The organism is Pseudomonas sp. DWRC2-2 (genome assembly GCF_049897885.1).
GTDB classification, from domain to species: Bacteria; Pseudomonadota; Gammaproteobacteria; order Pseudomonadales; family Pseudomonadaceae; genus Aquipseudomonas; species Aquipseudomonas azotoformans_A.
Map to the genome: position 1 here is coordinate 386,975 of NZ_JAFCXD010000006.1, position 22,807 is coordinate 409,781.

22 protein-coding genes are annotated in these 22,807 nt (G+C 59.3%); 10 read left to right on the forward strand and 12 right to left on the reverse strand.

The features are described 5' to 3' along the window. Positions 1-32 precede the first annotated feature (32 nt). The 4 genes from ACP7EW_RS25580 to ACP7EW_RS25595 all read left to right on the forward strand — a co-directional run bounded on the left by ACP7EW_RS25580 (position 33) and on the right by ACP7EW_RS25595 (position 3,691). Positions 33-1,988, forward strand: a complete 1,956-nt coding sequence (locus ACP7EW_RS25580) for an FAD-dependent oxidoreductase (protein WP_426220801.1) — start codon at positions 33-35, stop codon at positions 1,986-1,988. Then, positions 1,976-2,554: a cupin domain-containing protein gene (locus ACP7EW_RS25585; protein ID WP_177111467.1), complete on the forward strand. Its 579-nt coding sequence runs from the start codon at positions 1,976-1,978 to the stop codon at positions 2,552-2,554. Before ACP7EW_RS25580 ends, ACP7EW_RS25585 begins: the two co-directional genes overlap by 13 nt. A 121-nt stretch (positions 2,555-2,675) precedes the next feature. Then, positions 2,676-2,876 (forward strand): hypothetical protein, encoded by a 201-nt coding sequence (locus ACP7EW_RS25590; RefSeq protein WP_426220803.1) that lies wholly within the window; start codon positions 2,676-2,678, stop codon positions 2,874-2,876. Then, positions 2,864-3,691, forward strand: a complete 828-nt coding sequence (locus ACP7EW_RS25595) for a hypothetical protein (RefSeq protein ID WP_426220805.1) — start codon at positions 2,864-2,866, stop codon at positions 3,689-3,691. The genes ACP7EW_RS25590 and ACP7EW_RS25595 overlap by 13 nt, the downstream gene beginning before the upstream one ends. Before the next feature lie 64 nt (positions 3,692-3,755). Here ACP7EW_RS25595 and ACP7EW_RS25600 read toward each other — a convergent pair whose 3' ends face one another. Beyond that, positions 3,756-3,896: a hypothetical protein gene (locus ACP7EW_RS25600; RefSeq protein WP_426220807.1), complete on the reverse strand. Its 141-nt coding sequence runs from the start codon at positions 3,894-3,896 to the stop codon at positions 3,756-3,758. A gap of 452 nt (positions 3,897-4,348) precedes the next feature. On the opposite strand from ACP7EW_RS25600, the gene dkgB reads away from it, so the two are divergent. Next, positions 4,349-5,167 (forward strand): 2,5-didehydrogluconate reductase DkgB, encoded by an 819-nt coding sequence (gene dkgB / locus ACP7EW_RS25605; protein ID WP_426220809.1) that lies wholly within the window; start codon positions 4,349-4,351, stop codon positions 5,165-5,167. On the opposite strand, the gene ACP7EW_RS25610 is transcribed toward dkgB, so the two are convergent. The 7 genes from ACP7EW_RS25610 to ACP7EW_RS25640 all read right to left on the reverse strand — a co-directional run bounded on the left by ACP7EW_RS25610 (position 5,164) and on the right by ACP7EW_RS25640 (position 15,080). After that, the gene (locus tag ACP7EW_RS25610; RefSeq protein ID WP_426220811.1) at positions 5,164-5,586 is read right to left on the reverse strand and encodes a chemotaxis protein CheY; all 423 of its coding nucleotides are present in this window, start codon (positions 5,584-5,586) and stop codon (positions 5,164-5,166) included. The genes dkgB and ACP7EW_RS25610 overlap by 4 nt on opposite strands. Before the next feature lie 134 nt (positions 5,587-5,720). Beyond that, positions 5,721-9,335, reverse strand: a complete 3,615-nt coding sequence (locus tag ACP7EW_RS25615) for a transporter substrate-binding domain-containing protein (protein ID WP_426220813.1) — start codon at positions 9,333-9,335, stop codon at positions 5,721-5,723. A 1-nt stretch (position 9,336) separates the two neighbouring features. After that, positions 9,337-9,963, reverse strand: coding sequence for a response regulator (locus tag ACP7EW_RS25620; RefSeq protein WP_426220815.1), 627 nt, complete (start codon positions 9,961-9,963; stop codon positions 9,337-9,339). A 298-nt stretch (positions 9,964-10,261) separates the two neighbouring features. Then, a complete protein-coding gene (locus ACP7EW_RS25625; protein WP_033902087.1) occupies positions 10,262-10,978 on the reverse strand; it encodes an MgtC/SapB family protein in 717 nt (238 codons plus the stop codon). Between the two features lie 16 nt (positions 10,979-10,994). Beyond that, the gene (mgtA, locus tag ACP7EW_RS25630; RefSeq protein ID WP_269133531.1) at positions 10,995-13,700 is read right to left on the reverse strand and encodes a magnesium-translocating P-type ATPase; all 2,706 of its coding nucleotides are present in this window, start codon (positions 13,698-13,700) and stop codon (positions 10,995-10,997) included. A 421-nt stretch (positions 13,701-14,121) separates the two neighbouring features. Beyond that, positions 14,122-14,724: a GNAT family N-acetyltransferase gene (locus ACP7EW_RS25635; protein WP_426220818.1), complete on the reverse strand. Its 603-nt coding sequence runs from the start codon at positions 14,722-14,724 to the stop codon at positions 14,122-14,124. Positions 14,725-14,735: 11 nt separating this feature from the next. After that, positions 14,736-15,080: an FKBP-type peptidyl-prolyl cis-trans isomerase gene (locus ACP7EW_RS25640; protein ID WP_061436125.1), complete on the reverse strand. Its 345-nt coding sequence runs from the start codon at positions 15,078-15,080 to the stop codon at positions 14,736-14,738. A gap of 389 nt (positions 15,081-15,469) precedes the next feature. Between ACP7EW_RS25640 and ACP7EW_RS25645 the strand changes: the two genes are divergently transcribed. Together ACP7EW_RS25645 and ACP7EW_RS25650 are read left to right on the forward strand one after the other, a co-directional pair. After that, entirely contained in the window at positions 15,470-15,715 is a 246-nt protein-coding gene (locus tag ACP7EW_RS25645) for a DUF6124 family protein (protein WP_016976709.1), read from the forward strand. Between the two features lie 150 nt (positions 15,716-15,865). Then, positions 15,866-16,753, forward strand: a complete 888-nt coding sequence (locus ACP7EW_RS25650; protein WP_426220820.1) for a nitrilase family protein — start codon at positions 15,866-15,868, stop codon at positions 16,751-16,753. 36 nt (positions 16,754-16,789) lie between these two features. Here ACP7EW_RS25650 and ACP7EW_RS25655 read toward each other — a convergent pair whose 3' ends face one another. Together ACP7EW_RS25655 and ACP7EW_RS25660 are read right to left on the reverse strand one after the other, a co-directional pair. After that, positions 16,790-17,410: a hypothetical protein gene (locus ACP7EW_RS25655; protein ID WP_426220822.1), complete on the reverse strand. Its 621-nt coding sequence runs from the start codon at positions 17,408-17,410 to the stop codon at positions 16,790-16,792. A 111-nt stretch (positions 17,411-17,521) separates the two neighbouring features. Continuing rightward, on the reverse strand, positions 17,522-18,490 hold the full coding sequence (locus tag ACP7EW_RS25660; RefSeq protein WP_426220824.1) for a hypothetical protein: 969 nt from the start codon (positions 18,488-18,490) through the stop codon (positions 17,522-17,524). A 195-nt stretch (positions 18,491-18,685) separates the two neighbouring features. Between ACP7EW_RS25660 and ACP7EW_RS25665 the strand changes: the two genes are divergently transcribed. Together ACP7EW_RS25665 and ACP7EW_RS25670 are read left to right on the forward strand one after the other, a co-directional pair. Then, positions 18,686-20,176, forward strand: a complete 1,491-nt coding sequence (locus ACP7EW_RS25665) for a PAS domain S-box protein (RefSeq protein WP_426220826.1) — start codon at positions 18,686-18,688, stop codon at positions 20,174-20,176. 109 nt (positions 20,177-20,285) lie between these two features. Then, positions 20,286-20,558, forward strand: a complete 273-nt coding sequence (locus ACP7EW_RS25670) for a DUF1652 domain-containing protein (protein WP_033902071.1) — start codon at positions 20,286-20,288, stop codon at positions 20,556-20,558. Here ACP7EW_RS25670 and ACP7EW_RS25675 read toward each other — a convergent pair. Then, entirely contained in the window at positions 20,521-21,714 is a 1,194-nt protein-coding gene (locus ACP7EW_RS25675; protein WP_426220828.1) for an MFS transporter, read from the reverse strand. The genes ACP7EW_RS25670 and ACP7EW_RS25675 overlap by 38 nt on opposite strands. 77 nt (positions 21,715-21,791) lie before the next feature. Next, on the reverse strand, positions 21,792-22,100 hold the full coding sequence (locus tag ACP7EW_RS25680; protein WP_033902066.1) for an RcnB family protein: 309 nt from the start codon (positions 22,098-22,100) through the stop codon (positions 21,792-21,794). A 141-nt stretch (positions 22,101-22,241) separates the two neighbouring features. Between ACP7EW_RS25680 and ACP7EW_RS25685 the strand changes: the two genes are divergently transcribed. After that, positions 22,242-22,799, forward strand: coding sequence for a helix-turn-helix domain-containing protein (locus ACP7EW_RS25685; protein ID WP_025999768.1), 558 nt, complete (start codon positions 22,242-22,244; stop codon positions 22,797-22,799). Positions 22,800-22,807 lie beyond the last annotated feature (8 nt).

A 22,807-nucleotide genomic window follows, 5' to 3' on the forward strand; every position in this document is an offset into this window, starting at 1 on the left:
ATAACAATAACAGCGCCTGGAGTATCTGCACCATGTCGCACCCGACCTTTCCCCATCTGTTCGAACCGCTGGAACTGCGTGGCAAACGCCTGAAAAACCGCATCATGTCCAGCGGGCATGACACCTCTATGCCCATCGATAACCGGGTCAATGCGCAGTTGATCGCCTATCACCGCGCACGTGCCGAGGGCGGCGTGGGGTTGATCGTGCTACAGGTGGCCGGGGTGCATGACAGTGCGCGGTATACCTCCCATGTGCTGATGGCGACCGACGACAGCTGCATTGACGGCTACCGCGAACTGGCCGAGACCTGCCATGCCCACGGCACTGTGGTGTTGTCGCAGATCTTCCATCCGGGGCGCGAAATCATGGAGTCTGCCGATGGTCTGCTCGCCGTGGCGTATTCGGCGTCGGGCGTGCCCAATGAACGCTTTCGCGTGATGCCACGGGCGCTGGACCAGGCGATGATCGACGAGATCGTCGCGGGTTATGCATCGGCAGCGAGGCGCTTGCATGAGGCCGGGATCGATGGGGTTGAGGTGGTCGCCAGCCATGGGTATCTGCCGGCGCAGTTTCTCAATCCTCGGGTAAACCGGCGTACCGATGATTACAACGGTTCTCTTGAGCATCGACTGAAGTTCTTGAGGGAAATCATCGAAGCCGTCAGGGCCGCCACCGACGAACAGTTCATCATCGGGCTGCGCATTTCTGCCGATGAACGCGATGCCGAAGGCCTCACTGAAAACGAGTCCCTGGAAGCCGTTCAACACCTGCAAACCCAGCTGGATTACGTGCATATCGTCGCAGGTACATCAGCGTCACTCGGCGGCGCGATCCATATCGTGCCACCCATGGCGATTGCCGCTGCGTACCTCGCCAACGAGGCGGCGACGTTCAAGGCCAGTCTGTCGATTCCGCTGTTCGTCACCGGGCGTATCAACCAGCCCCAGGAAGCCGAGCTGATATTGGCGCGGGGCCAGGCCGATGTCTGCGGCATGACGCGTGCGTTGATCTGCGATCCACTGATGCCGGCCAAGACCCTTGAGGGCCGTGCCGAAGATGTACGGGCGTGCATCGCCTGTAATCAAGCCTGCATCGGTCACTTTCACAAAGGGCTGCCGATCTCCTGTATCCAGCATCCCGAGACCGGCCGCGAGCTGGTGTTTGGTGAGTTGCAACAGGCAGTGAAGCCCAAACGCATCATGGTGGTGGGCGGTGGCCCGGCGGGCATGAAAGCAGCGGCAGTCGCCGCGCAACGCGGGCATGCGGTAACGTTGTACGAAGCCAGCGGTCAACTCGGCGGGCAAGTGTTGCTGGCCCAACTGCTGCCACGGCGCAGCGAATTCGGCGGGGCCAGTACCAACCTGCAACGTGAAATGGAACTGGCCGGTGTACGCGTGGTGCGCCATACCCGTGTCGATCGTGCGCTGGTGGAACAGGAACAGCCCGATCATGTGATCATTGCCACCGGTGCCGAGCCTTATTGGCCGGCCTTCGAACGCGGCGGCGAACTGCAAGTGGTGGACGCATGGCAGGTGCTGCGCGAGCAGGTCACGTTGGGCCGCTCGGTGGTGGTCGTCGACTGGCGTTGCGACTGGATCGGACCCGGCATTGCCGAGCGCCTGGTGCGCGCCGGCCATCAGGTGCAATTGGCGGTCAATGGCACGCACTGTGGGGAAAACCTGCCGCTGTATGTCCGTGATCAAATGGCCGGAGAACTGCATCGGCTGGGCATCCCGATCATCCCTTACGCCCGCCTATACGGCTGCGATGACACCACGGTCTACCTGCAACACACCGCCAGCGGCGAGCCAATGCTGCTGGAGAATATCGGCACCCTGGTGTTGTGCCAGGGCCACCAGCCGGTGGACACTCTGGGCGCGGAGTTGCAAGGCTTGGTGCCCTTTGATCGCATCGGCGACTGCCTGGCCCCGCGCACCGCCGAAGAGGCGATCTACGAAGGACTCAAGCTAGCGTGGAACCTGTGACAGACAATCCCCAGCAACTGTTTCTCGGCACGCGCATTCGTGGGCTGCGCAAGGCCCGTGGCCTGACCCTCACGGCCCTGGCGCAGGCCAGCGAATTGACGGCGGGTTACCTCAGCCAGTTGGAGCGTAACCTGGCGTATCCATCAATTCCGGCCCTGTTCAATATTGCCCGAAGCCTGGGCGTGACCATCCAGTGGTTCTTCGCCAGCGAAACCGTGCCCGCTGCCGAGGACGAAGGCTACGTGGTGCGCAAAGGCAACCGTCAAAGCATTCACTACGAAGACGGCATCGTCGACCAATTGCTGACGCCGTTGCCCAACCACCAACTGGAAATGCTGCAATCAAGCTTCCCGCCCGGCACCTATAGCCAGCAGAGCTACAGCCATGAAGGCGAAGAAGCGGGATACGTACTGAGCGGCCAGTTCGAGTTGTGGGTAGGAGAGCGACACTTTCTGCTGGAAGCCGGTGACAGTTTCAGCTTCGCCAGCCATGAGCCCCATCGCTACGGCAACCCTGGCAAGGTGGAAACCCTTGTGATTTGGGTGATTACACCGCCGACGTTTTAGGCCACCCATACAAATGGAGACGTTTCCTACGGGAACTGGCGACAGTGGCAAGGCGGCCATCAATGGTGAGGGGCCCTTTCACTTGCTATAAAAATGGCTACTTCTCTGCGAGGGTGTCGCCATGTCGTTATTGCATTTGTTGTTCGGGAAGCCGACCCAGGATGAGCGGGAGCGTGCGAAAGAGGTCAAGTCCCGCAAAACCTGGAAAGTCGTGTACGGAGGCGTCGGCCTGGATGCCTGCGAAGTGCTGGAGTCGCCGGGTTACAAGGACGCCATAGACCAGATACGTAAAATGGAGGCTGATCATTCATGGGTTTGCTGATCATCGTTCCCTTACTGGTCAGCGGATACATGGTCTGCATCAGGCACCCCTTTTTCTACGTAAGGCTGCACCGTTTCCAAGGACAACTGCTCTATTTGCACGTAGCCAGAATGGAAATGGCTTGCCTGATCGTTTCGACCCTCCTGAGTGCGGCCATTCTGGCAATGTCAAAACAAGCGCTCCCGATTCTGGGTCATTTGGTTGCAACAGACTACAGCAACTACTTGGGCACGCTATTGGTGCAACTTGATATTGCCAGCGAAAAAAACGGCACGCTGTGGGTTTTCCTGATGCAGGTTGGCCTGACGGCACTGGTAATTCCCTTCTTCTGGTCAGCGTTCTATGTGGGCGCGAAGAAGAAAATATTGCAACTGGAAACAGACGTCCAGCTCCACACGCTGCTGGCGCTGGGTGTCCTTGAGGGCACGCCTTTCAGAATCTTGCTGAGAGAGTCCATCGTGCAGTGCAGGCCGTGCATGTTCAGCTTGAACGATCGCAAGGTCTATGTCGGAATCGTACTGTTCGCAGGCACACCGACCGAGTCCGAAGGTGTCGATCATGCCTTCACGCTGATCCCCATACTCAGCGGTTACCGAGACAAGGACACACTGGAGGTCACGCTGAATACTCACTACTCAACTGCAGCCAACCCGCCCCCCATCACACTGATCCAGGAAAATGTCGTCTCCGCCACACAGTTCGACTTCACTCTCTGGAACGCGGTCCATACCCGCAAAACCCGCAAGCCGCGACAGGGCGAGTGCCATCAACACCGCCCCGCGCGGCCGATGCACGCTGAAAGCCTCTGCGCCTGAGGCGCCAACGTCAGTCCAACTTCCAGTTCAACTCAACGCGCAACATCTGCCCATCGTTCTTGAACTAAGAATCATACCCAGTCCCTGCCCCGCCGCTGCCCGGAATCTCACCGACGCTCACCTTGTCTTCACCCAGGTCGTAGTGCAGGTGTTCGGTCTTGAACGACAGGTGCTTGGTGATGACCTGTTCGATACCAGCTCCCACCGTGTCGACCCACTGAACGACGGCAGCGACCCGGACGCCACCTGGCCGGACCCGGACGTGATCCTGCTGGCCGATGCGCTGTGGTCACCAGCCAAGTGGTCCTGGACCTGGCCCAAAAGTTCAAGGCCATCGCACAGTGTAGTGAGCGGGCTTGCCCCGCGCTGGAGCGCGAAGCGGTCCCAACCCAAGCTGCGCGGTGAGCCAAATGGGGCCGCTGCGCAGCCCGACGCAGGACAAGCCTGCTCGCCACGACAAGCCTACTCACAACAGCCCACCTCACCCTAACAAGCTTACTCGCTACGGCCCCCTTCTCCACAACACGCCTGTTCACCTCCCACTGCGGTGCCATTCGTGACCTGCGGTAAAGAGTCCTTTTCGGATTCGGCGGTTTTTCCGAAGGAACGACGGGCGGATACTCGACTCCATTGTTCATCCCCCTTCAGGAGTTACTGATGTCTACCCCAACGCAAAATGTCCCGGCCTTCGGCCTTGGCACCTTCCGCCTGCAAGGCCAGGTGGTGATCGATTCGGTCAGTACCGGCCTGGAACTCGGCTACCGCGTCATCGACACCGCGCAGATCTACGAGAACGAAGCCGATGTCGGCCAGGCGATTGCCGACAGTGGCATCCCGCGTGATGAGTTGTTCATCACCAGCAAGATCTGGATCGCCAACTTCGCCGAAAGCCAGCTGATTCCAAGCCTGCGCGAAAGCCTGCGCAAACTGAAGACCGACTACCTGGACTTGACCCTGATTCACTGGCCTTCGCCGGAAGAGCAGGTGCCTGTCGCCGAATTCATGGGCCAATTGCTGGAAGCCAAGCGCCTGGGCCTGACCCGCCAGATCGGCATTTCCAACTTCACAATCGACCTTATGAAGCAGGCGATTGCCGCCGTTGGGGCCGAAAACATCGCCACCAACCAGGTCGAACTGCACCCCTACCTGCAAAACCGCCAGGTCGTGGACTTCGCCACCGCCAACGGTATCCAGATCACGTCCTACATGACCCTGGCCTACGGCGAAGTGCTCAAGGACCCGGTGATCCAGCAAATAGCCGAACGCCATCAGGCGACCCCGGCGCAAGTGACACTGGCCTGGGCCATGCAGTTGGGTTACGCAGTCATTCCCTCCTCCACCAAACGCGCCAACCTGGAAAGCAACCTCCAGGCCCTGCAACTGACCTTGAGCGCTGCCGACATGGCACAGATTGCCGAACTGGAACGCGGCCATCGCCTGACCAGCCCCAAAGGTATCGCGCCGAAGTGGGACTAAACCCCGGCCACGGGCGCACGGGATAACTCCCGCAACCACGGCAACACCCGCAGGCCAGCAGTGGCTGCGGGTGGGTCGATGATGTCCATGAAGTGTTCGAGGTTGACGTTGTCAGGCACGCCGGGTAGCCGCACCAGCACTGCCGGCGTTGCGTCGGCGCGGGCGCTCAGGTCCAGGTGATCGTAGACCAGCACGTGGTGCGCCTGGGGTTGAGGCCCGCAAGCGTGGGCCGTCAGCCCCGCATTGATGATCAGCACATCAAAAGGCCGGGCGGGGATGGCGGTGAGCAACTGGACCTCTTCAAAGGTTTCCACCGGTACGATCCGGAAATATCCCAATCGGTTGAGCATCTTCTCGATGTACAGCCGTTGCAGGTGTTGTTCATCGGCAATCAGGATGGTCAGTGCTTTGTTTGGCATGGCGAACCCCTGGGCAGGCAGCGCTCGTCAGTGAGCGGGGCCCATTTTCCAGACATAACCCGAAGACAAAATCAGGTTTGTTCCTGTTCCATGTAGGAACTCTCCCAAATCCACCGAATGGCCATCCACTTCAGTCAAGCCTGCTTGATGCGGGCGCTCAGGCTGTGATGCAAGCTATCAATGGCGTGGCCAATGGCTTCAACCGACGCCGCCAATGCATGACGGTCCCGGCTTTCACACACACCCTCCAGCGTTTCACAACACGCGATCAGCGCCGGCGCCTTGACCATGCGCGCCCCACCTTTAACGCGATGAGCCAAGTCATGCAACTTGCCAAAGTCCGCGTGTTCTTGCAGCGTCGATAGCAGCAAGCGGTCCTCTGCGAGGCTACCGATCAATGGCGCCAGCAACTCATTGAGCCCGGCAGTATCATCGCCTGTCAGTGCGACCAGGGCACTCAAGTCACATACCGGCACGGCCTCCAACACCACTGGTGCAGCGGTGCGCGATGCCAACGCCGTGCGCAGGTCATCAAGGCCGGTCGGTTTGAAGAGACAACCGTCCATGCCCGCCTGCCGGCAGCGCTCGGTCTCCTCCGGTTGCGCGTTGGCGGTAAACCCCAGAAGCAGACACGGCACCAGGCCACGCTGACGCTCCTGGGCACGGATATCACGGGCCAATGTGTAGCCATCCATGACGGGCATGTTGCTGTCGGTGATGACGCCATCAAACTGCCCGGCCTGCCACAGTGCAAAGCCCTCAGCGCCGTCCTCGGCCGTGACGATGTGATGCCCCAGGAAGCTCAGTTGTCGCGTCAACAGCAAGCGATTGGCCGGGTAATCATCGACCACCAGGAGGTTCAATGCAGGTGTCGCAGGTGCAGGTTGAACAGGTAAGGACACCGCCGTTGCGGTGGTCAGCGCCAGCGCCAACGTCACGTCCACTCGCGTCCCCTTGCCCTGCACACTGCTCAGATGTAATTGGCCGCCCATCATCTCGCACAGGTTGCGGCTGATCACCAACCCAAGGCCGGAGCCACTGCGCGCCGATTGGTCGTTGTTGCTGCCTTGGATAAACGGGTTGAACAAGCGCTGCTGATCCTCGGCGCTGATGCCAATCCCGGTATCTTCCACAAATAACCGGAGGTTCAAGTGGTCACCGGCCAATGCCGGTGCACTCTGAGCGCCCAGACGTACCTGCCCGGTGGTGGTGAATTTGATGGCATTGCCCAGCAGGTTGGACACTACTTGCTTGAAACGCAGAGGGTCGATCATCACCGTCCGGTCGATCAGCGGATCAAGCTCGACGAGCAGCTGCAACCCCTTGTCCCGCGCGAGCCCCTCGAAAACCCGTGCCACGGAGGCCAACAGCTCATGGAGATTGGCCTGTTCCAGGCTCAAGGACAGGTGACCGGTTTCAATCCGCGCAATGTCCAGGATATCGCCGATCAACTCCAGCATGCTCCGGGATGCCATCGACGCCACCTCTAGCGCGTCCTGATCGACACGGCCCTGCTCGGCGTTTTTCTGGGCCAACTCGATCATGCCGATCACCGCATTCATGGGCGTGCGGATCTCATGGCTCATGGTCGCCAGGAACGTGGTCTTGGCCCGGTTGGCGGCGTCGGCTTCCTCCTTGGCTTCCTGCAACTGGCCCAGCAGGCGCTGGCGTTCGCTGACATCCACCCAGCCGGCAATCATGCCCACGACGCTACCATTGCTGTCACGGTATGGCAGCATCCACTGGTAAATGGTCAGCACGCCACCTCCCGGCACCTTGAGCACGCGATCCTGGATCTGCGGCTCGCCCCGCTCCATCAGGTCCAAGTAATCGGCATGGAACGACTGGGCCTGCGGCGGGTTGCCCGTGTCGGTTTGCACCACAGTCTTGCCGATCACGTCCTCCAACTTAAAGCCAAACACATCAAGGTATGCGTTGTTGCAAGCCATTAACCGACCTTGGCGATCGCGCACATAGATCGGATGAGGGGTGCCGTCGATCAGCACGCTCATGAACCGCATCTGGTCGCTCAAGGCACGTTCTGCCTGAGCACGCTTGCGTATCAGGTTGCGCAGGTAGAGCCCCCAACCCAGGGTCACCAGCAACAACAACGCCGCCAGGCCAAACCCCTGGATGATCACATTGCGATGACTGCTCCAGTAGCTGTCTTCGATGATGATTTCACTGCGCCACCGGTTAGTGAGTTCGTCCATTTCTTCGGGGGTGATACTCAACAGAGCCTTCTCGAGGATCGAATACAGCTCCAGTTGGCTGCGGTTGACACCGAAGGCAATGCGCGCCGGTTCCGTACCGATCGTGCTGGTGATACGCAGGCGGTCTCGGAAATTGCGTGCAATCATGTAGCGTGCGCTGATCAATGAAATGACGGTCGCATCCACACTGCCTTTGGCGACCAACTCCATGGCCTCTTCAGGGTTCTCGACATCGACGAACTTGATACCTGGGTAGTCCCGGGCAATTTGCGCGGCGAGGCTGTTGCCACCAATAAACGCCAGGCTTTTTCCAGGCATATCTTCCAGGGTGAGCAGCCGGTTATCGTCAGCGCGCGCCACCAACACATAGGGATTCGACAGATAAGGCCGGGTAAACCGGACCTTTTCGGCACGCTCGACGCTGGGTGTGATGACCGCGAGCATGTCTATTTGCCCGCTGCTGACCTCTTCAATTTGCCGAGGCAAAGAATTGCCATGCACTACCTCGAACTTCAAGCCTGTGCGCAAGCTGATCCGCGACAGCACTTCATCGCTCAACCCCACGAACTGCCCTTTCTCATCTAAAAATGACAACGGCATGAACTTGTCGAGCACCGCGACCTTTACCCGCGAATGCTTCTCCAGCCAACGCTGCTCACTGTCGCTCAAGCGCAGTCGGTCTGCCTCCAGGAAACCGCTGTCTCCAGCACTCCAGCGGCGCAGGATACTCATTTGCTGGCTGGCGGGGATCACGGCCAGCGCCGCATTGATGATATTCAGCAGACGGATGTTATCCCCGGTGAACGCGAACCCGAACGGGTTGACCTCCAGCCCGGAAAAATCGGCCATGCGCACATTATTGAGATGATTTTTGTTGATCAGATAACGGGTACTGATGACGTCCCCCAGGAACACATCCGCCTGGCCAAACGACACGGAGCCGATGGCTTGGGGGGTAGAGCCATACAACAGCAACTGCGCCTTGGGGTAATAGGCTTGCACCGCGTCGGGCTGCATGTAGTGGTAGAGCATCGCCACGCGTTTGCCAGCCAGGTCGGCGCCCAGTAAATGACTATCCCCCGTGCGGGTTACCAGCACAGGTTGATCATTGGCGTAGGAACGCGACAGTATCAGGTCTTTGTCGGCGGCTTCGTAACCATTGGCCGAGCCCACTAAATCGACCTTGCCCAGCTTGAGGGCCTCGATCACCTCATCGCGGGTGTCGTAACGTCGAACCTCGATAGGGATGCTCAAGATGAGGCTGATCAGCCACGCGTAGTCAGCAGTGATCCCTTCAAAATCATTGTTGTTGCTCAGGTCGAAAGGCGCGTAGTCCGGCGCCGACACCCCCATCACCAACGTGCGTCGCTGGCGTAGCCAGCGCCAGTCGCTTTCATCAAGCTCCAGGCCTGGGTTTTCAAGGGTGGCGTGGCCGAGGAGTCTTAGGGAGTGTGGCTCGTCCAGGGCCATCGCTGCTGAGGGCAACAACCCGATCAGCAGGATGGCCGTGAATCTCAACAGCCGGGAGGTGGTCATTTCAGATCAGATGATTGCGCTGGGCGAACTTGGACAGGTGCACCACCGAAGACATACGCAGCTTTTCCTTGAGTCGCGTCTTGTAGGTACTGATGGTTTTGTGGCTCAACAGCATATCCTCGGCGATTTCCTTGTTGCCCAGGCCCAGGGCCAGTTTTTGCAACACCGTCAATTCGCGGTCTGACAGCGCGTCGACCAGCTCTTGCTCGGTAGTCTGTATATCGTCACGGCGCACTGAACTGGTGGCCACGCTGGGGAAGCAGCTGTAGCCGGAGCGGATCGCCCGGATCGCCTTTTGCAACTCGTCCAGCTCACCCGTCTTGGCCACAAAGCCCATGGCCCCGGCGCGCATGCAGCGGGTGGAGAAGAACACAGCCAGGTAGGAGGTCAGCACCAGGATCTTGCAAGGCAGCTCCAGCGCCTTGATCCGGCTGATCACCTCCAACCCGCCGAGTTTGGGCATGGCCAAGTCGAGGATGATGAGGTCCGGGCGCTCCTCACGCGCACACTGCATGGCGTCGGCGCCGTTGCCCGCTTCATAGATTACATCAAAGCCTTCTTGCTTCAACAGGTACTTCACGGTGGCACGGATAAAAGGGTGATCATCCACAATTAAAGCTTTGCTCATAAGACTCCCCGAGGGATCAGTACGCTTACATATCACACGGGACCTAACTACCTGTGAAAAGTAACAGTTCCGACAAACGGTGCTGATTACTCCGCATGACACTTCAGGCAGTACAGACCCCTCCTTTTGATAAAGCACGGTCAAAACGTTGAGCTGCGCCCTGGTTCCTGAGGCGCAAGGGCGCAACCTTAACAACGGTGTGGCTTATCAAATGAAGGTATAATCTCGATTGTTTGTAGGACTTTTCCTGGTAACAGCATAGTCTGCTTCGCGCGGGACAGCGCCTTACAGCCGGGGACTACTCGGTGGTACTTGGACTCCAGAACGCTTGCACCACCAGGGTCGACATCGAGATTCGCGCCACCAGTGCGTCCAACTCGTCGCCGTCCACGGACGTCACGGCCAGGGTGGCTTCGATCTCCACTTCTTCCGTGCCGAAGGGGCGCACGTCCACATCGCTGGCCGGATAGTTGCAACGTGCCAGCTCCGCTTCCAGCAAGGCCAGTACGGCTTTCTGCTGGGTACGCCGGGCGATCACATAGAGGATGTTGGTGACTTCTGCTGACACCACGTCCAACGGCTGGCGGTTGATGTTATTGACGATCGGTCGCAGCAAGGTGTTGGCCGCCAGCACAAACAGCGTGCCCAACAGCGCCTCAAGCACCAGGTCGGCACCCGCGCAGGCGCCCACCGCCGCCGACGCCCAGAGGGTGGCCGCCGTGTTGAGCCCCCGCACGTTGCCTTCTTCACGCATGATCACACCGGCACCGAGAAAACCGATGCCCGAAACCACATAGGCCACCACCCGCACCGCGCCTTCCGCGCCGCCGAGCCGGCTGGCCATGTCGACGAAAATCGCCGCGCCCACCGCCACCAACACGTTGGTGCGCAAGCCCGCCGTGCGCTGACGGTACTGACGCTCGAAACCGATCAAACCACCGAGAATAAAGGCCGCAGTGAGGCTGACCAGGGTGTCGACCAGGGATTCGAGGTTGATGTTGTTGATTGCTTGCATAGGAAATCTTCCCTGTTCATTGCCAGCCAAACTTACGGATGTAGTAGCCCTTCACCGCCTGGGTCAGTGCCATGTACGCCAGCAGGATCACCGGCAGGAACACGAAGTACAGCGACGGCAGCGCCTGCAACTTGAAGTAATGCGCCAGCGGCCCCATCGGCAGGAAAATCCCCACGGCCATGATCACGCCGGTCATCACCATCAACGGCATCGCCGCACGGCTTTGCAGGAACGGAATTTTCGGGGTGCGGATCATGTGCACGATCAGCGTCTGGGTCAGCAGCCCCACCACAAACCAGCCGGACTGGAACAGGGTCTGGTGGTCAGGCGTATTGGCATCGAAGACATACCACATGAGTGCGAACGTGGTGATGTCAAAGATTGAACTGATCGGCCCGAAAAACAGCATGAAACGGCCGACATCTCCCGGTTGCCAGCGTTGCGGTTTGCTCAGCATCTCGTCGTCGACGTTATCGAACGGAATCGCAATCTGCGAAATGTCATACAGCAGGTTCTGCACCAGCAAATGCATCGGCAGCATCGGCAGGAACGGAATGAACGCACTGGCCACCAGCACCGAGAACACGTTGCCGAAATTGGAACTGGCGGTCATCTTGATGTACTTGAGCATGTTGGCGAAGGTGCGCCGGCCTTCCAGCACGCCCTCCTCCAGGATCATCAGGCTCTTTTCCAGCAGGATGATGTCGGCGGCTTCCTTGGCGATATCAACCGCGCTGTCCACCGAAATGCCGATATCAGCTGTTCGCAGTGCTGGCGCGTCGTTGATGCCATCGCCCATGAAGCCGACCACATGCCCGTTGGCCTTGAGCAAACGCACGATACGTTCCTTGTGGGACGGGGTGAGCTTGGCGAACACATTGGTGGTTTCCACGGCCTTGGCCAGCTCCGCGTCGGTCATGTCCTCGATGTCGTTGCCCATCAGCAGGCCCTGCTGCTCCAGGCCCACCTCGCGGCAGATCTTGGCGGTGACCAGTTCGTTATCGCCGGTCAGCACTTTCACTGCCACGCCATGGGCTTTGAGGGCCTTTAGCGCAGGTGCAGTACTTTCCTTGGGTGGGTCGAGGAACGCAACGTAACCGATCAGCGTGAGGTTGTTCTCATCCGCCAGACTGTAGGTATCGCGCCCCGGTGCCATCGGCTGCGCGGCCACGGCGACCACGCGCAGGCCTTCTTCGTTGAACGCGGCGGTGACCTGGCGGATACGTGCCAGCAGGTCGTCGGTCAGCGCTTCGTTGACGTCGCCATGGCGCACGTTGTTGCACACCGACAGAATCTCTTCCACAGCGCCCTTGCAGATCAACAGGTGCGGCTGGCCCTGCTCGGCGACGACGACGGACATGCGGCGGCGGTTGAAGTCGAACGGAATTTCATCGACCTTCTGGAACGCCGTGCCGACTTTCAGCTCGCGGTGCACTTCGACATGTTCCAGCACCGCCACATCCAGCAGGTTTTTCAGGCCGGTCTGGTAGTAGCTGTTGAGGTAGGCCATTTCCAGCACGTCATCGGACTCGGCGCCCCACACGTCCACATGGCGCGCCAGGAAGATTTTGTCCTGGGTCAGGGTGCCGGTCTTGTCGGTGCACAGCACGTCCATGGCGCCGAAGTTCTGGATCGCATCCAGGCGCTTGACGATGACTTTCTTGCGCGACAGAAACACCGCGCCCTTGGCCAGGGTGGAGGTGACGATCATCGGCAGCATTTCCGGGGTCAGGCCCACGGCAATCGACAGCGCGAACAGCAGTGCTTCGGTCCAGTCGCCCTTGGTGAAACCGTTGATGAACAGCACCAGCGGCGCCATCACGAACATGAAGCGGATCAGCAACCAGCTGACCTTGTTGACGCCATGCTGGAACGAGGTAGTGGCGCGGTCCGTCGCGGTCACGCGCTGGGCCAGGGCGCCGAAGTAGGTGCTGTTGCCGGTGGTCAGAATCACCGCCGTCGCCGCGCCGGACACCACATTGGTGCCCATGAACAGGATGTTCTCCAGGTCCAGCGGGTTGCGGGTCTTGGCGTCCTGCTGCTGGGCAAATTTCTCCACCGGCATCGATTCACCGGTCATCGCCGCCTGGCTGACGAACAGGTCCTTGGCGCTGAGTACGCGGCAATCGGCGGGAATCATGTCCCCAGCGGACAGCACGATCAGATCGCCCGGCACCAACTGTTTAATCGGCAGTTCGATGCGCTTGGCTTCATCGCGGCGCAGTACCGTGGCGGTGTTGCTCACCATGGCTTTCAGCGCATCGGCGGCCTTGTTGGACTTGGCCTCCTGCCAGAAACGCAACAGCGTCGACAGCACCACCATGGAAAAAATCACCGTGGCGGCCTTCATGTCCTCGGTCAGCCAAGAGATCACCGCCAGCAACGTCAGCAACAGGTTGAACGGGTTTTTGTAGCAGTGCCACAGGTGCACCCACCACGGCAGCGGCTGCTCATGCTCGACTTCGTTGAGCCCGTATTGCACGCGCAGGGCATCGGCTTCCTGAGTGGTCAAACCCTCGGAATGGCTGCCCAGGGTGCCGAGCAATTGCACGGCACTGCTGTTGGCCGAGACCACCAGGGTTTGCGCCAGGGTCGGCGGCACTTCGCGGCTGACGCTGGCGTCGGTCACGGTTTCGAGCATCGCCAGGCGACGGAAATGCCGGGCGATGTGCCGGGTCCGCAGGAAGCCGGCAAAGAACTCTTTCAACAGAGTCAGGTTCATGGTGTTACTCCTGCGCGAGGAAAAAACCGTCGTGCAGGTACCGCCGCCTGTACCGCGCCCGTTTTATAGGCACAGCCAGCTAGGCCCGCCTGTCGTAAAAGACAGGCGCGTCCGTAGCATCCCGAGGTGAGCCGGGAGCTGGTCAGCGTCGATGAGAGGGATTCGGGCAGGCGCCAGGACTGGCCACTGCCGGGATGCCGCTTCTCGCTTTTAGTGGCGAGACAACGGCATCGTAAAAATGCGCGTTACCTTGCCAAGCCTGTGCCGGTTACCGAAACCGGCCGACTACTGTCACTCGAACAAGTACCCACTGAGGGTCTCCGCTATTGATGAAAACGCGCGAAGCTTACGCCCCGATGATCAGAGAGTAAACCGTAGGAAAGTTTCCGTATGGGGAATAAGAGGATTCTTCAGGATGGGTTCAGGAAGGTGCATCCACTCGATCTCGCGGCACCAACGCCAGGTAATCACCCACCTGCCCACCTGTCAGGGCCTTGACCTGAATCGAAACGCTGTTCACCTGACGCCCCATCGTGATCCCTTCGCGGGTGCGTACCTGCACATAGCCAAGTTTTGGCCAGAAACGTTCGGCCTTGGCATTGCCGATGACTACCGTCAAACGCAACCATTGAGCGCCGTTGCCCGCAGCCCAAGCCTCAAGATCCGCGTGCAGCCGCTGCGCCAACCCAGTGCCATGCAAGCGTGCATCCACCAGCAACAGCCCGATGTGCCAAACACCAACAGCCAGCAAGTCCGCCGCAATGTTCACCACCGACACCAGTTGGTTTTCCAGATCGCGGTAACCCAGCCAATACATCCGGCTGCACGCCCACCCTGCGGGTAACAGCCCCTGCAATTCCTCATGCGCTTCGGTCGCTGTGGCCGGTTCACCGTTGACCGCGATGAAGTAATCCGGCGCCCGCTCAAAAAACCGCTGCAACTCGGCTTCATCGCGATCACCCAGCTCAACGACCTGAATGCCCGCGACGGAACACGCCGGCAACTCGTGTGAATCAACTTCCATGTTCACCGCCCTCAATCGTCCCGCGTCAGCACTTCCAGCAACTCAATCTCAAAACGCAGGTTGCTGTTGGGCTTGATATGCGCCCCCATCGACCGCTCGCCATAGGCCAGATGCGCCGGCACGAACAGGGTGCGCACACCGCCCACCTGCATGCCCATCAAGCCCAGGTCCCAGCCCTTGATCACCCGCCCGGTGCCGATCACACACTGGAACGGCTTGCCGCGCTCCCAGGAGGAATCGAACACCGTGCCATCTTCCAGGGTGCCGGTGTATTGGGTGGTGATCAGTGCGCCTTTGACCACGGCTTTGCCGGTGCCGGGGCGGATGTCGGTGATTTGGAGTTCTTCGGGGCTCATAGGGCGCTCGTTGACGGTACAAAGGGTGGGGTTTTCCCAGAATTGGGTAGGTTTGGCAAGTGTAGGAAGAGTCGCTGCGATGACATTTCCCTTTAACTCGCAGGACGTTTCCGAGAGAATCCCAACCGCTTGCGCCGCTCAAATCACGTGGCTAGTCTTCGTCGGTCACTGCCCATTCAGTTACCGGGTTTAGTAGCCCACGATGTGATTAGGCGCTAAGCGCCCCCTTATGCAAGGCGCTTTTTTTCGGCCCTGCGTTATGGTGGCCGTGCGCAGGGCACCTTCGGGTGCGCCGGGTCCTAATCACCGGTCTACTAACCTGCGTACGGCCGCCACCCCGTTTAGTAGCGAAGGTAACGGCTCTCTAACGTTGATTAGGAGTTGAACCCATGGACAAACCTGTCCCCGCGCCACCCGCTTCAGAACTGCAATTTTTCACCACCACCCCAGACCTCAGCTTCGAAGACGCCCTGGCCCACGCCAGCAGCGTGTTGCGTTGTGCCGCCGTTGCGGCGCAGACGGCGGGGGATCAATTGGAAGGGACTTCACGCACGCTGGTGCTGTCGGTCATGCACCTGGTGGACATGGCCAGTGTGATGGTGGATCGGTCGCTGGAGTGTATGCAGCCGAGCTGAATGAGTTACGGCAAGAAGCCTTGCTTGTTGCCGTAACTAAGCGCTTCAGATTGGCAGGCGCCAACTGACAACCTAAACGGAAGCACCTGATTTACGCCTTGCCGCCCTATCACCTCTTATGTAGAGCAGTCCCCATAAGAGTCTCCTGCAATGAACCCAGCGATAAGCCCTGTCCGCGTTTCTGTCGTGCAGTTTGATCCCCAGGTAGGAACGCAGCACCGTACCGCTAACCTGCACCACAGCCTTGCGCTGGCAACGGAAGCGGCCGACGGCGGCGCCACGCTGATCGTGCTTCCAGAACTTTCAAATTGCGGTTATTTTTTCGCCAACTGCCAAGATGCCTTTGATCATGCCGAAATTGTTCCGAACGGAAGAAGCGTGCAGGCCTGGATCGAATTTGCTTGCCGGCATCAGGTGTATCTGGCGGCGGGCCTCAGCGAACTTGACGGCATGCAGTTGTTTAACACCAGCGTCCTGATAGGCCCAGACGGGTTTATCGGCAAGTACCGCAAAGCACACCTATGGAACCTGGAAAAACTATGGTTTACCCCTGGAAACACAGGTTTTCCCGTTTTCGATACGCCCATAGGGCGTATTGGCATGTTGATCTGCTGGGACATTTGGTTTCCCGAAGTGCCGCGCATTCTCAGCCAGCAAGGCGCCGATATCATTTGCAGCTTGAACAACTGGGTGTGGACCCCTCCTCCGTTGTTTGACGAAGCCGGCAAGTGCATGGCCTCCTACCTGACGATGACCGCAGCGCACGTGAATAACGTGTTCATCGCCGCTGCCAGTCGAATTGGGGAAGAGCGAGACGCACGTTATCTCGGTTGTTCGTTGATTGCCGGGAACAATGGCTGGCCCATCGGCAAGGTGGCGTCGGCGAACCGCCAGGAGATTCTGTTTGCCGATATCGATCTCAGCCGCGCGCGCAGTGCGCCGATCTGGAACAGCCTCAATGATCTCCAAAGGGATCGGCGCGCTGATCTCTACGACCAGATGCTTGGCTACGCCCAGCACACCGCATTCCCGCGCTGAGAAAAGGTGCCATGCCCAACGCTACCTTTCAGGCCCTTACAACCACCGCCAAAACCGACTCCAAAACCCCCGCCCCAAATCATCCTTGCACCGCGCATACTGCGCCGCATACAGCTGTGAACGCGCTTGCACCTTGCTCGCCACCGGCGGCAGCCAGGCCTTGGCGGCGTAGGTGCGTTGGCGGTAGCCGCCCCAGCCTTCGTGGTAGTTCAGGTACTGGCCGTAGGCGTCGTATTTGTAGACGCCGTTGACGGTGTAGGTCTTGTCCATGTACCAACCGACAAAGTCGATGGCGTCGTCGAAGTCCTGGCGGCTGGCGCCGCTGCGGCCGGTGCTCTTGCGGTAGTCGTTCCACACTTCGTCCTTGGCCTGGGCGTAACCGGCGGCGGTGGAGACGCGGCCCCAGGGGATGATCCACAGCAGGTATTTGCGCGGGGCCAGGGCGTCCTGGTGGAAGCCGGACTCCTGATACATGATGGCGAACGGCACCTGAATCGGCACCCCCCAGCGTTTTTGCGTGACTTTGGCGGCGTCGTACCAGTCGTCCTTTTCGCGGAAGATGCTGCAGAGGTCGTTGGGATTACGGGGCGGTGAAGTTCCGCATGCAGTCAACAGAATAGAGAGGAGAAACAGTCCGACGGCTTTGCCTGCGCTCAAGGGGCACCTTTGGGTGATACGCGTAAAAAGATCGCCAGTTTACGCGCATCACACAAGGTGGAGCGTTGCTATAAAGGGTAAAGCGGCGTCCTTGCCACCTTACCGTTAGTCTCAGGCCAACGGCACGCGACGATTAGTCAGCGCCATACGCCCCACAAAGAAGCTCAGCGCCGCACCCAACAGCAGCATCGCCAAGGTGCTCCAGGCCGCACGGGAAATCTGCTTGGCAGCCACTTCAGCCGCTTCACGGGCTTTCTGCTCAGCCTGTTGCTTCAGCTCTTCGACCTTCTGCATGGCTTGCTGATAAGCCTGGGCATAGTTGTCGACGATCTGCGTGGCCTCTTCCTTGCTCTTGCCGGTACGGGCCGCAACGATGTTGACCAGCGCGTCTTTGTCAGCCGCATTCAGGGCAGGCTCACCGGACGCTTTGACGCGCTCGAACCACTGCTTCAACGCATCGCCAGCCTGGACCGGGTCGGTCGCTGCGGTGGTGGCCGATTGTTTGCCATCGGCGGCTGCCTGGTCGGCTTTCTGCTCGACGTTGGCCGGGTCCAGTTCAGGTTTTCCGCTCTGTTTGAGCAGCGTATCGAGCTCGCCTTGCAGGCTGTTCCAGTCCAGCTGGATACCCTGTTCGTTCAATTGCTGCTTGACGCTATTGCCTATGCCAGGTGCCGCCGCGGCAATACCGCTACCGGCAGCCGACAAGCCTTTACCCACCACATTGCCGGCAGTGCCGACAACGCTGGCGGCCAGACCCGCGAGCAGCCAAGTGGTGAGCAAAGTGGTGACGGTCCAGGTCAGCACGCCGTGCAGACCACCGCGATCAGGTGCCGTCCGACCGGCGACAAAGGCGCCGACGCCCACCGCCACAAGGGTAGAGACGAACAGCCAAATGCCCGCGCCCGTGCCAAAACCGCTCAGCGGGTTGCCCGCTTCCATCGGGTCAACCGCACTGGCGCCAATGGCGGTGCCGAGAACACTGAGTACCAGGTATGTCACCAGGGCAATTGCACTACCGGCCAATACCGAGCTCCAAGACACGCGAAACAGCGATCGATTGGTTTCATAGACAGTGGTCATACAGAGGTCCTTCACATGTTGTGGGAGCAAGGCGATATGCCTTGATGGTGTGAGTGTGGCGAAACGACATACGTTCAGTCCTGGCGCAAATGCACCAGAGCAGCTGATGCATTCGCACTTCACGCCCATGACTTTCTTTGCACTATCCTGAAGCGCGGATGTCGGAGTTTTTACGCGCTATTTTCGGGAGAAATCATGAGCCAGGACGTCCTCGCCAAAGAAACCAACCGTCGCCAACTGCAGCAGATTATTTCCGGGTTATCGGATGGGATCATTCTCGCCGAGGTCGACCAGACCATTTTGTGGGCCAACGAAGCCGCGCTGAGCATGCATGGCGTGGGCGACGTCATGGGGCTAGGCGCGGATGCGCAGCAATACGCAGAGCGTTTCACGCTGCGCTATCGCAACAATCACCCACTGCTGCCGGAAAACTACCCCCTGGCCCGCGCCGCCGCTGGAGACGAATTCAGCGACGTCGTGGTTGAGGTCATTCCCACCGATGATTCGCAGAAGTCTTGGGTGCACCGCGTGCGCAGCCTGGTGATCACCGACTCACAGGGCGAACCTGAGCTGTTGGTACTGATCCTCAGCGACGCCACCGAGTGGGCCAGCGCCGAGCAGCGCTTCGAAAAAACCTTCAACGCCAACCCGGCGCCGGCGGTGATCTGCCGTCTCAGCGACTTGCGTTACATCAAGGTCAACCAAGGCTTCCTTGAGATGACCGGGTACAACCGCGACCAAGTCATCGGTAAGTCAGTCTATGAGCTGGACGTGCTGGAACACGCTGAGCGCAAGGACTTAGCGATCCAGCGCCTGGGCGATGGCGCGACTATCCCGCAGATGCAGGCCGAACTGAAGTTGCCCGATGGCGGCAGCAAACTGGTGATCGTGGCCGGCCAGCCGCTGGACATGAACGAAGAGGACTGCATGCTGTTTTCCTTCACTGACCTGGAGCCTCGGCGCAAAGCCGAAATTGCGCTACGTCAGAGTGAAGAACGGTTCGCCAAATCGTTTCGCCTGACGCCAGTGCCAACCTTGGTTTGCAGTGCCGCCAACCGCCAGGTGGTGGATGTGAACGAGGCGTTCATGACTATCACTGGATATGCCAGCGAAGAGCTGATCGGCAAGGCCATCGAAGAAATAGGGTTTATCGACAACGCACCAGCTGGCGCACTGCTGTTCACCACCCTGGAAAAAGCCGGAAGCTTCGACGGCCAGGACTTGAAGGTGCGCAAGAAAGGCAATGAGGTCATCGACTGTGTTGTGTCCGCTGACACCGTGACCATTCAAGACGTGCCCAGCTATCTGTTGGTGCTGATGAACATCACTGAACGCAAGCGCTCGGAACTGGAACTGGTGGCCGCCATCGAGGAAGTCATGCAGGACGCCTCATGGTTCAGCCAGACGCTGATCGAAAAACTGGCCAACGCCAAAAGCGTCAACAGCCCCAACCTGCCCAACGTTGCGTTCACCGACCTCACTGCCCGTGAACGTGATGTGCTGGGGTTGATCTGCGAAGGCCTGGCCGACAAAGAGATCGCCTCCCGCCTGAAACTGGCGCCCAATACCGTGCGAAATCATGTGGCGACGGTGTACTCGAAGTTGGGCGTACACAGCCGCAGTGCGGCCATCGTCTGGGCCCGTGAACGCGGGCTGTTTGCCGGGGAATTGCGCCTAAAAAAGTAGGTCGTAAAAGTGCAAATGCACTAGTGCGCCTAGTGCGAATTCGCCTTATCGCAGCGAGGAGCAAGCCATACCCTTCAGGGGTCGAACATTTTGTCCTGAAGGAACCCGCATGTTTACCCTCTCTCAACTGCGAAATTGCATCGAAGAAGGCCTGTCGCCGCTGACATGTGAATTTACCCTGTGCCGAGACGCGTCCCTGACCCTCAAGGTCTACGATGCGCAAACCGGCCGAGTGGATCTGGTAGTGACCGGGATCAGCACCAACCGGCTGCAGACCCCGCAAGAAGTCGAAAAGATGGTCGAAGAACTGCGCTACGAACTGCAGAGCAACACCATGGGCAAGCTCACGCTGGATGACTTGCCTTCAACGACGCCCCAATGAAATAGAACACCCCGCCGCCCACAATGAACGCCCCCAGCATGTAGAACATGTAGTGGGCCGGCAGACTGGCCAGCACCAGCCCACACAACACCGGCCCCAACGCGGCGCCCAGGTTGGACAGATGCTGTGCCCCGTAGTACATGCCGCGCAGGTGGTCCGGGGCGATCCGGTCGATAAACATGTACTCGGCCGGAAACACGATGATCTCCCCCACCGTGAACACCGCCATCGCCAGCACCCACCACAACACGCTGGTGGACAGCGCGAACCCGACGATGCCCAGCATGAACATGCCCAGCCCCGCGATCAGCCACTGGCCCAGGTAGCGGTGCGAAATGCGCCGGCCGATCACGTACTGCAAGGCAATTACCAGCACCGCGTTGGTGGTCAGCACGGCGCTGACCACGGTGTAGGTGTATTCGGCTGTCGTGGTGGTCACCAGGTACTGCGACAGCCACGCAGTGAACTGGCCGAACACCACGGCACTGAGCACGCCGCCGAGGGTAAAGCACACCAGACGATGATCGCTTAAAAGCACTCGGCCGACGGCCAGGAATGGCACCGGTTTTTGCGTGGCATCCACGGTGGCCAGGGTACGGTCGCCCCAGCGCCAATACAGCAGGAAAAACCCCACCCCCAACAGCGCCGACAGAATAAACGGCAGGCTGATATCCCATTTGGCAATCATCGCCCCGAAAAAAGGCCCTACGGCATACCCGATATTGGTCAGGGTGTACTTGATGGAAAACACTTCGCTACGTGCATCTTCGGGCAACAGGCTGGCAAAGCCGGCTTTGACGGCGATATCGATCACCGCATAAGCCAGGTTGATCAGGATCAGGCAGCTGTAGAACGCCCAGATGTTCTGCGCCAGCACCGTGCCGATAAAACCCAGCACAAACAGCACGCTTAAGGCCAGCAATAGCCGGTAGCTGTTGACGCGGTCTACGAGGAAACCGCCGTACACACTGAGCAACGAACCGACGATCAGCGAACTGCCGATCACCAGGCCGACCTGAGTGATATCAAGGGCAAAGTGGCGGGTGAGGTAAATCACCAGGTACGGAAACGTAATGGCTTTGGCCAGCGTGAGCAGCAACGTGGCGGACAGCAACAGGTTAACGGTACGGGGGTAGTTTCTTATTGTGGCAAGCATCCTGCTCTCTTTCCTTGAAGGTAACGCGACCTTTTCAGCCGGCTACCTTAACGCAGGAACAGGGCAGAAATACAAGGTCATTTCTTGACGGGAGTGATCTCAAGAATGGTGCCGTTGGTTGTCTTGAGCAGCACAAACCTATCGCCCACCCGCGCCCACTGGCTGTCTTCTTCAGGCTGCTTGAGGCCGCGTTTCTTCCAGTCACTGACGGCCGACTCCTTGCGCATCAAGATATCGGGCGCGCGGTCGCCTTCTTTCAAGTCACGGGTATTGATGTTCGAAGGTTGCACGGTTTCCTGAGGGGTATCACCGGCTTGCACGATGAAGCTGGCGGTGGACAGGCTGGTAGCGACCAGCAGCGAGGCGATCAGGGATTTGGACTTCATGGGTGCTCCTTCAATGAATGATGCTTACCCAAGTTCGGACCGCCGCCGCGCATGATCATTCAATTCACCTGTGGCAGATGCCCCATTGCCTCTGTGAAATAAATCCTGTAATTTTTCATGAAATTTATCGAAATAAATTTCATGACACCTCAAGAAGAACTCGCCACCCTCGCCGCACTGATCCACGACCTGCGCAAGCACAAGAAGCTCACCCTGGCCCAGCTCGCTAAAGAAATCGAGCGATCCGTGGGTTTTCTGTCCCAGGTCGAGCGCGGCCTGTCGCGCCCGACCGTGGCGGACCTCACTGCCATCAGCCACGCCCTCGACGTGCCCACCACGTATTTCTACAGCCAGCCCAAGCCCAAGGCCGTGGACTGGATTACCCGTCCCAACGAACGGCGCACGGTGTATTACGCCAATGGCATCACCGACATCCTCGTCTCACCGAGCATGAATGGCGCCTTTTCGATGCTCGACAGCCTGTTGGCCCCCGGAGCCAACAGCGGTGAACAAACCATGAGCGACCGTGCCGAACAGGCCGGTTTTGTGCTGGAAGGCGAGTTGACCTTGTGGGTTGAAGGTGAGGCCGATTCGGTCACCCTCGGCCCTGGCGACAGTTTCCACTTGGCCAGCTTTGCCCATTGCCGCTACGCCAACCTGACTGACCTGCCCGCCCGCGTGCTGTGGGTTTACAACTAGGAGCTACA

Excerpts from the sequence above, each read along its gene's own strand:
- ACP7EW_RS25580 (WP_426220801.1), top strand. The coding sequence starts at position 33 with ATGTCGCACCCGACCTTTCCCCATCTGTTCGAACCGCTGGAACTGCGT.
- ACP7EW_RS25590 (WP_426220803.1), top strand. The coding sequence starts at position 2,676 with ATGTCGTTATTGCATTTGTTGTTCGGGAAGCCGACCCAGGATGAGCGG.
- ACP7EW_RS25595 (WP_426220805.1), top strand. The coding sequence starts at position 2,864 with ATGGGTTTGCTGATCATCGTTCCCTTACTGGTCAGCGGATACATGGTC.
- dkgB (WP_426220809.1), top strand. The coding sequence starts at position 4,349 with ATGTCTACCCCAACGCAAAATGTCCCGGCCTTCGGCCTTGGCACCTTC.
- ACP7EW_RS25610 (WP_426220811.1), bottom strand. The coding sequence starts at position 5,586 with ATGCCAAACAAAGCACTGACCATCCTGATTGCCGATGAACAACACCTG.
- ACP7EW_RS25615 (WP_426220813.1), bottom strand. The coding sequence starts at position 9,335 with ATGACCACCTCCCGGCTGTTGAGATTCACGGCCATCCTGCTGATCGGG.
- ACP7EW_RS25620 (WP_426220815.1), bottom strand. The coding sequence starts at position 9,963 with ATGAGCAAAGCTTTAATTGTGGATGATCACCCTTTTATCCGTGCCACC.
- ACP7EW_RS25625 (WP_033902087.1), bottom strand. The coding sequence starts at position 10,978 with ATGCAAGCAATCAACAACATCAACCTCGAATCCCTGGTCGACACCCTG.
- mgtA (WP_269133531.1), bottom strand. The coding sequence starts at position 13,700 with ATGAACCTGACTCTGTTGAAAGAGTTCTTTGCCGGCTTCCTGCGGACC.
- ACP7EW_RS25635 (WP_426220818.1), bottom strand. The coding sequence starts at position 14,724 with ATGGAAGTTGATTCACACGAGTTGCCGGCGTGTTCCGTCGCGGGCATT.
- ACP7EW_RS25640 (WP_061436125.1), bottom strand. The coding sequence starts at position 15,080 with ATGAGCCCCGAAGAACTCCAAATCACCGACATCCGCCCCGGCACCGGC.
- ACP7EW_RS25645 (WP_016976709.1), top strand. The coding sequence starts at position 15,470 with ATGGACAAACCTGTCCCCGCGCCACCCGCTTCAGAACTGCAATTTTTC.
- ACP7EW_RS25650 (WP_426220820.1), top strand. The coding sequence starts at position 15,866 with ATGAACCCAGCGATAAGCCCTGTCCGCGTTTCTGTCGTGCAGTTTGAT.
- ACP7EW_RS25660 (WP_426220824.1), bottom strand. The coding sequence starts at position 18,490 with ATGACCACTGTCTATGAAACCAATCGATCGCTGTTTCGCGTGTCTTGG.
- ACP7EW_RS25665 (WP_426220826.1), top strand. The coding sequence starts at position 18,686 with ATGAGCCAGGACGTCCTCGCCAAAGAAACCAACCGTCGCCAACTGCAG.
- ACP7EW_RS25670 (WP_033902071.1), top strand. The coding sequence starts at position 20,286 with ATGTTTACCCTCTCTCAACTGCGAAATTGCATCGAAGAAGGCCTGTCG.
- ACP7EW_RS25675 (WP_426220828.1), bottom strand. The coding sequence starts at position 21,714 with ATGCTTGCCACAATAAGAAACTACCCCCGTACCGTTAACCTGTTGCTG.
- ACP7EW_RS25680 (WP_033902066.1), bottom strand. The coding sequence starts at position 22,100 with ATGAAGTCCAAATCCCTGATCGCCTCGCTGCTGGTCGCTACCAGCCTG.
- ACP7EW_RS25685 (WP_025999768.1), top strand. The coding sequence starts at position 22,242 with ATGACACCTCAAGAAGAACTCGCCACCCTCGCCGCACTGATCCACGAC.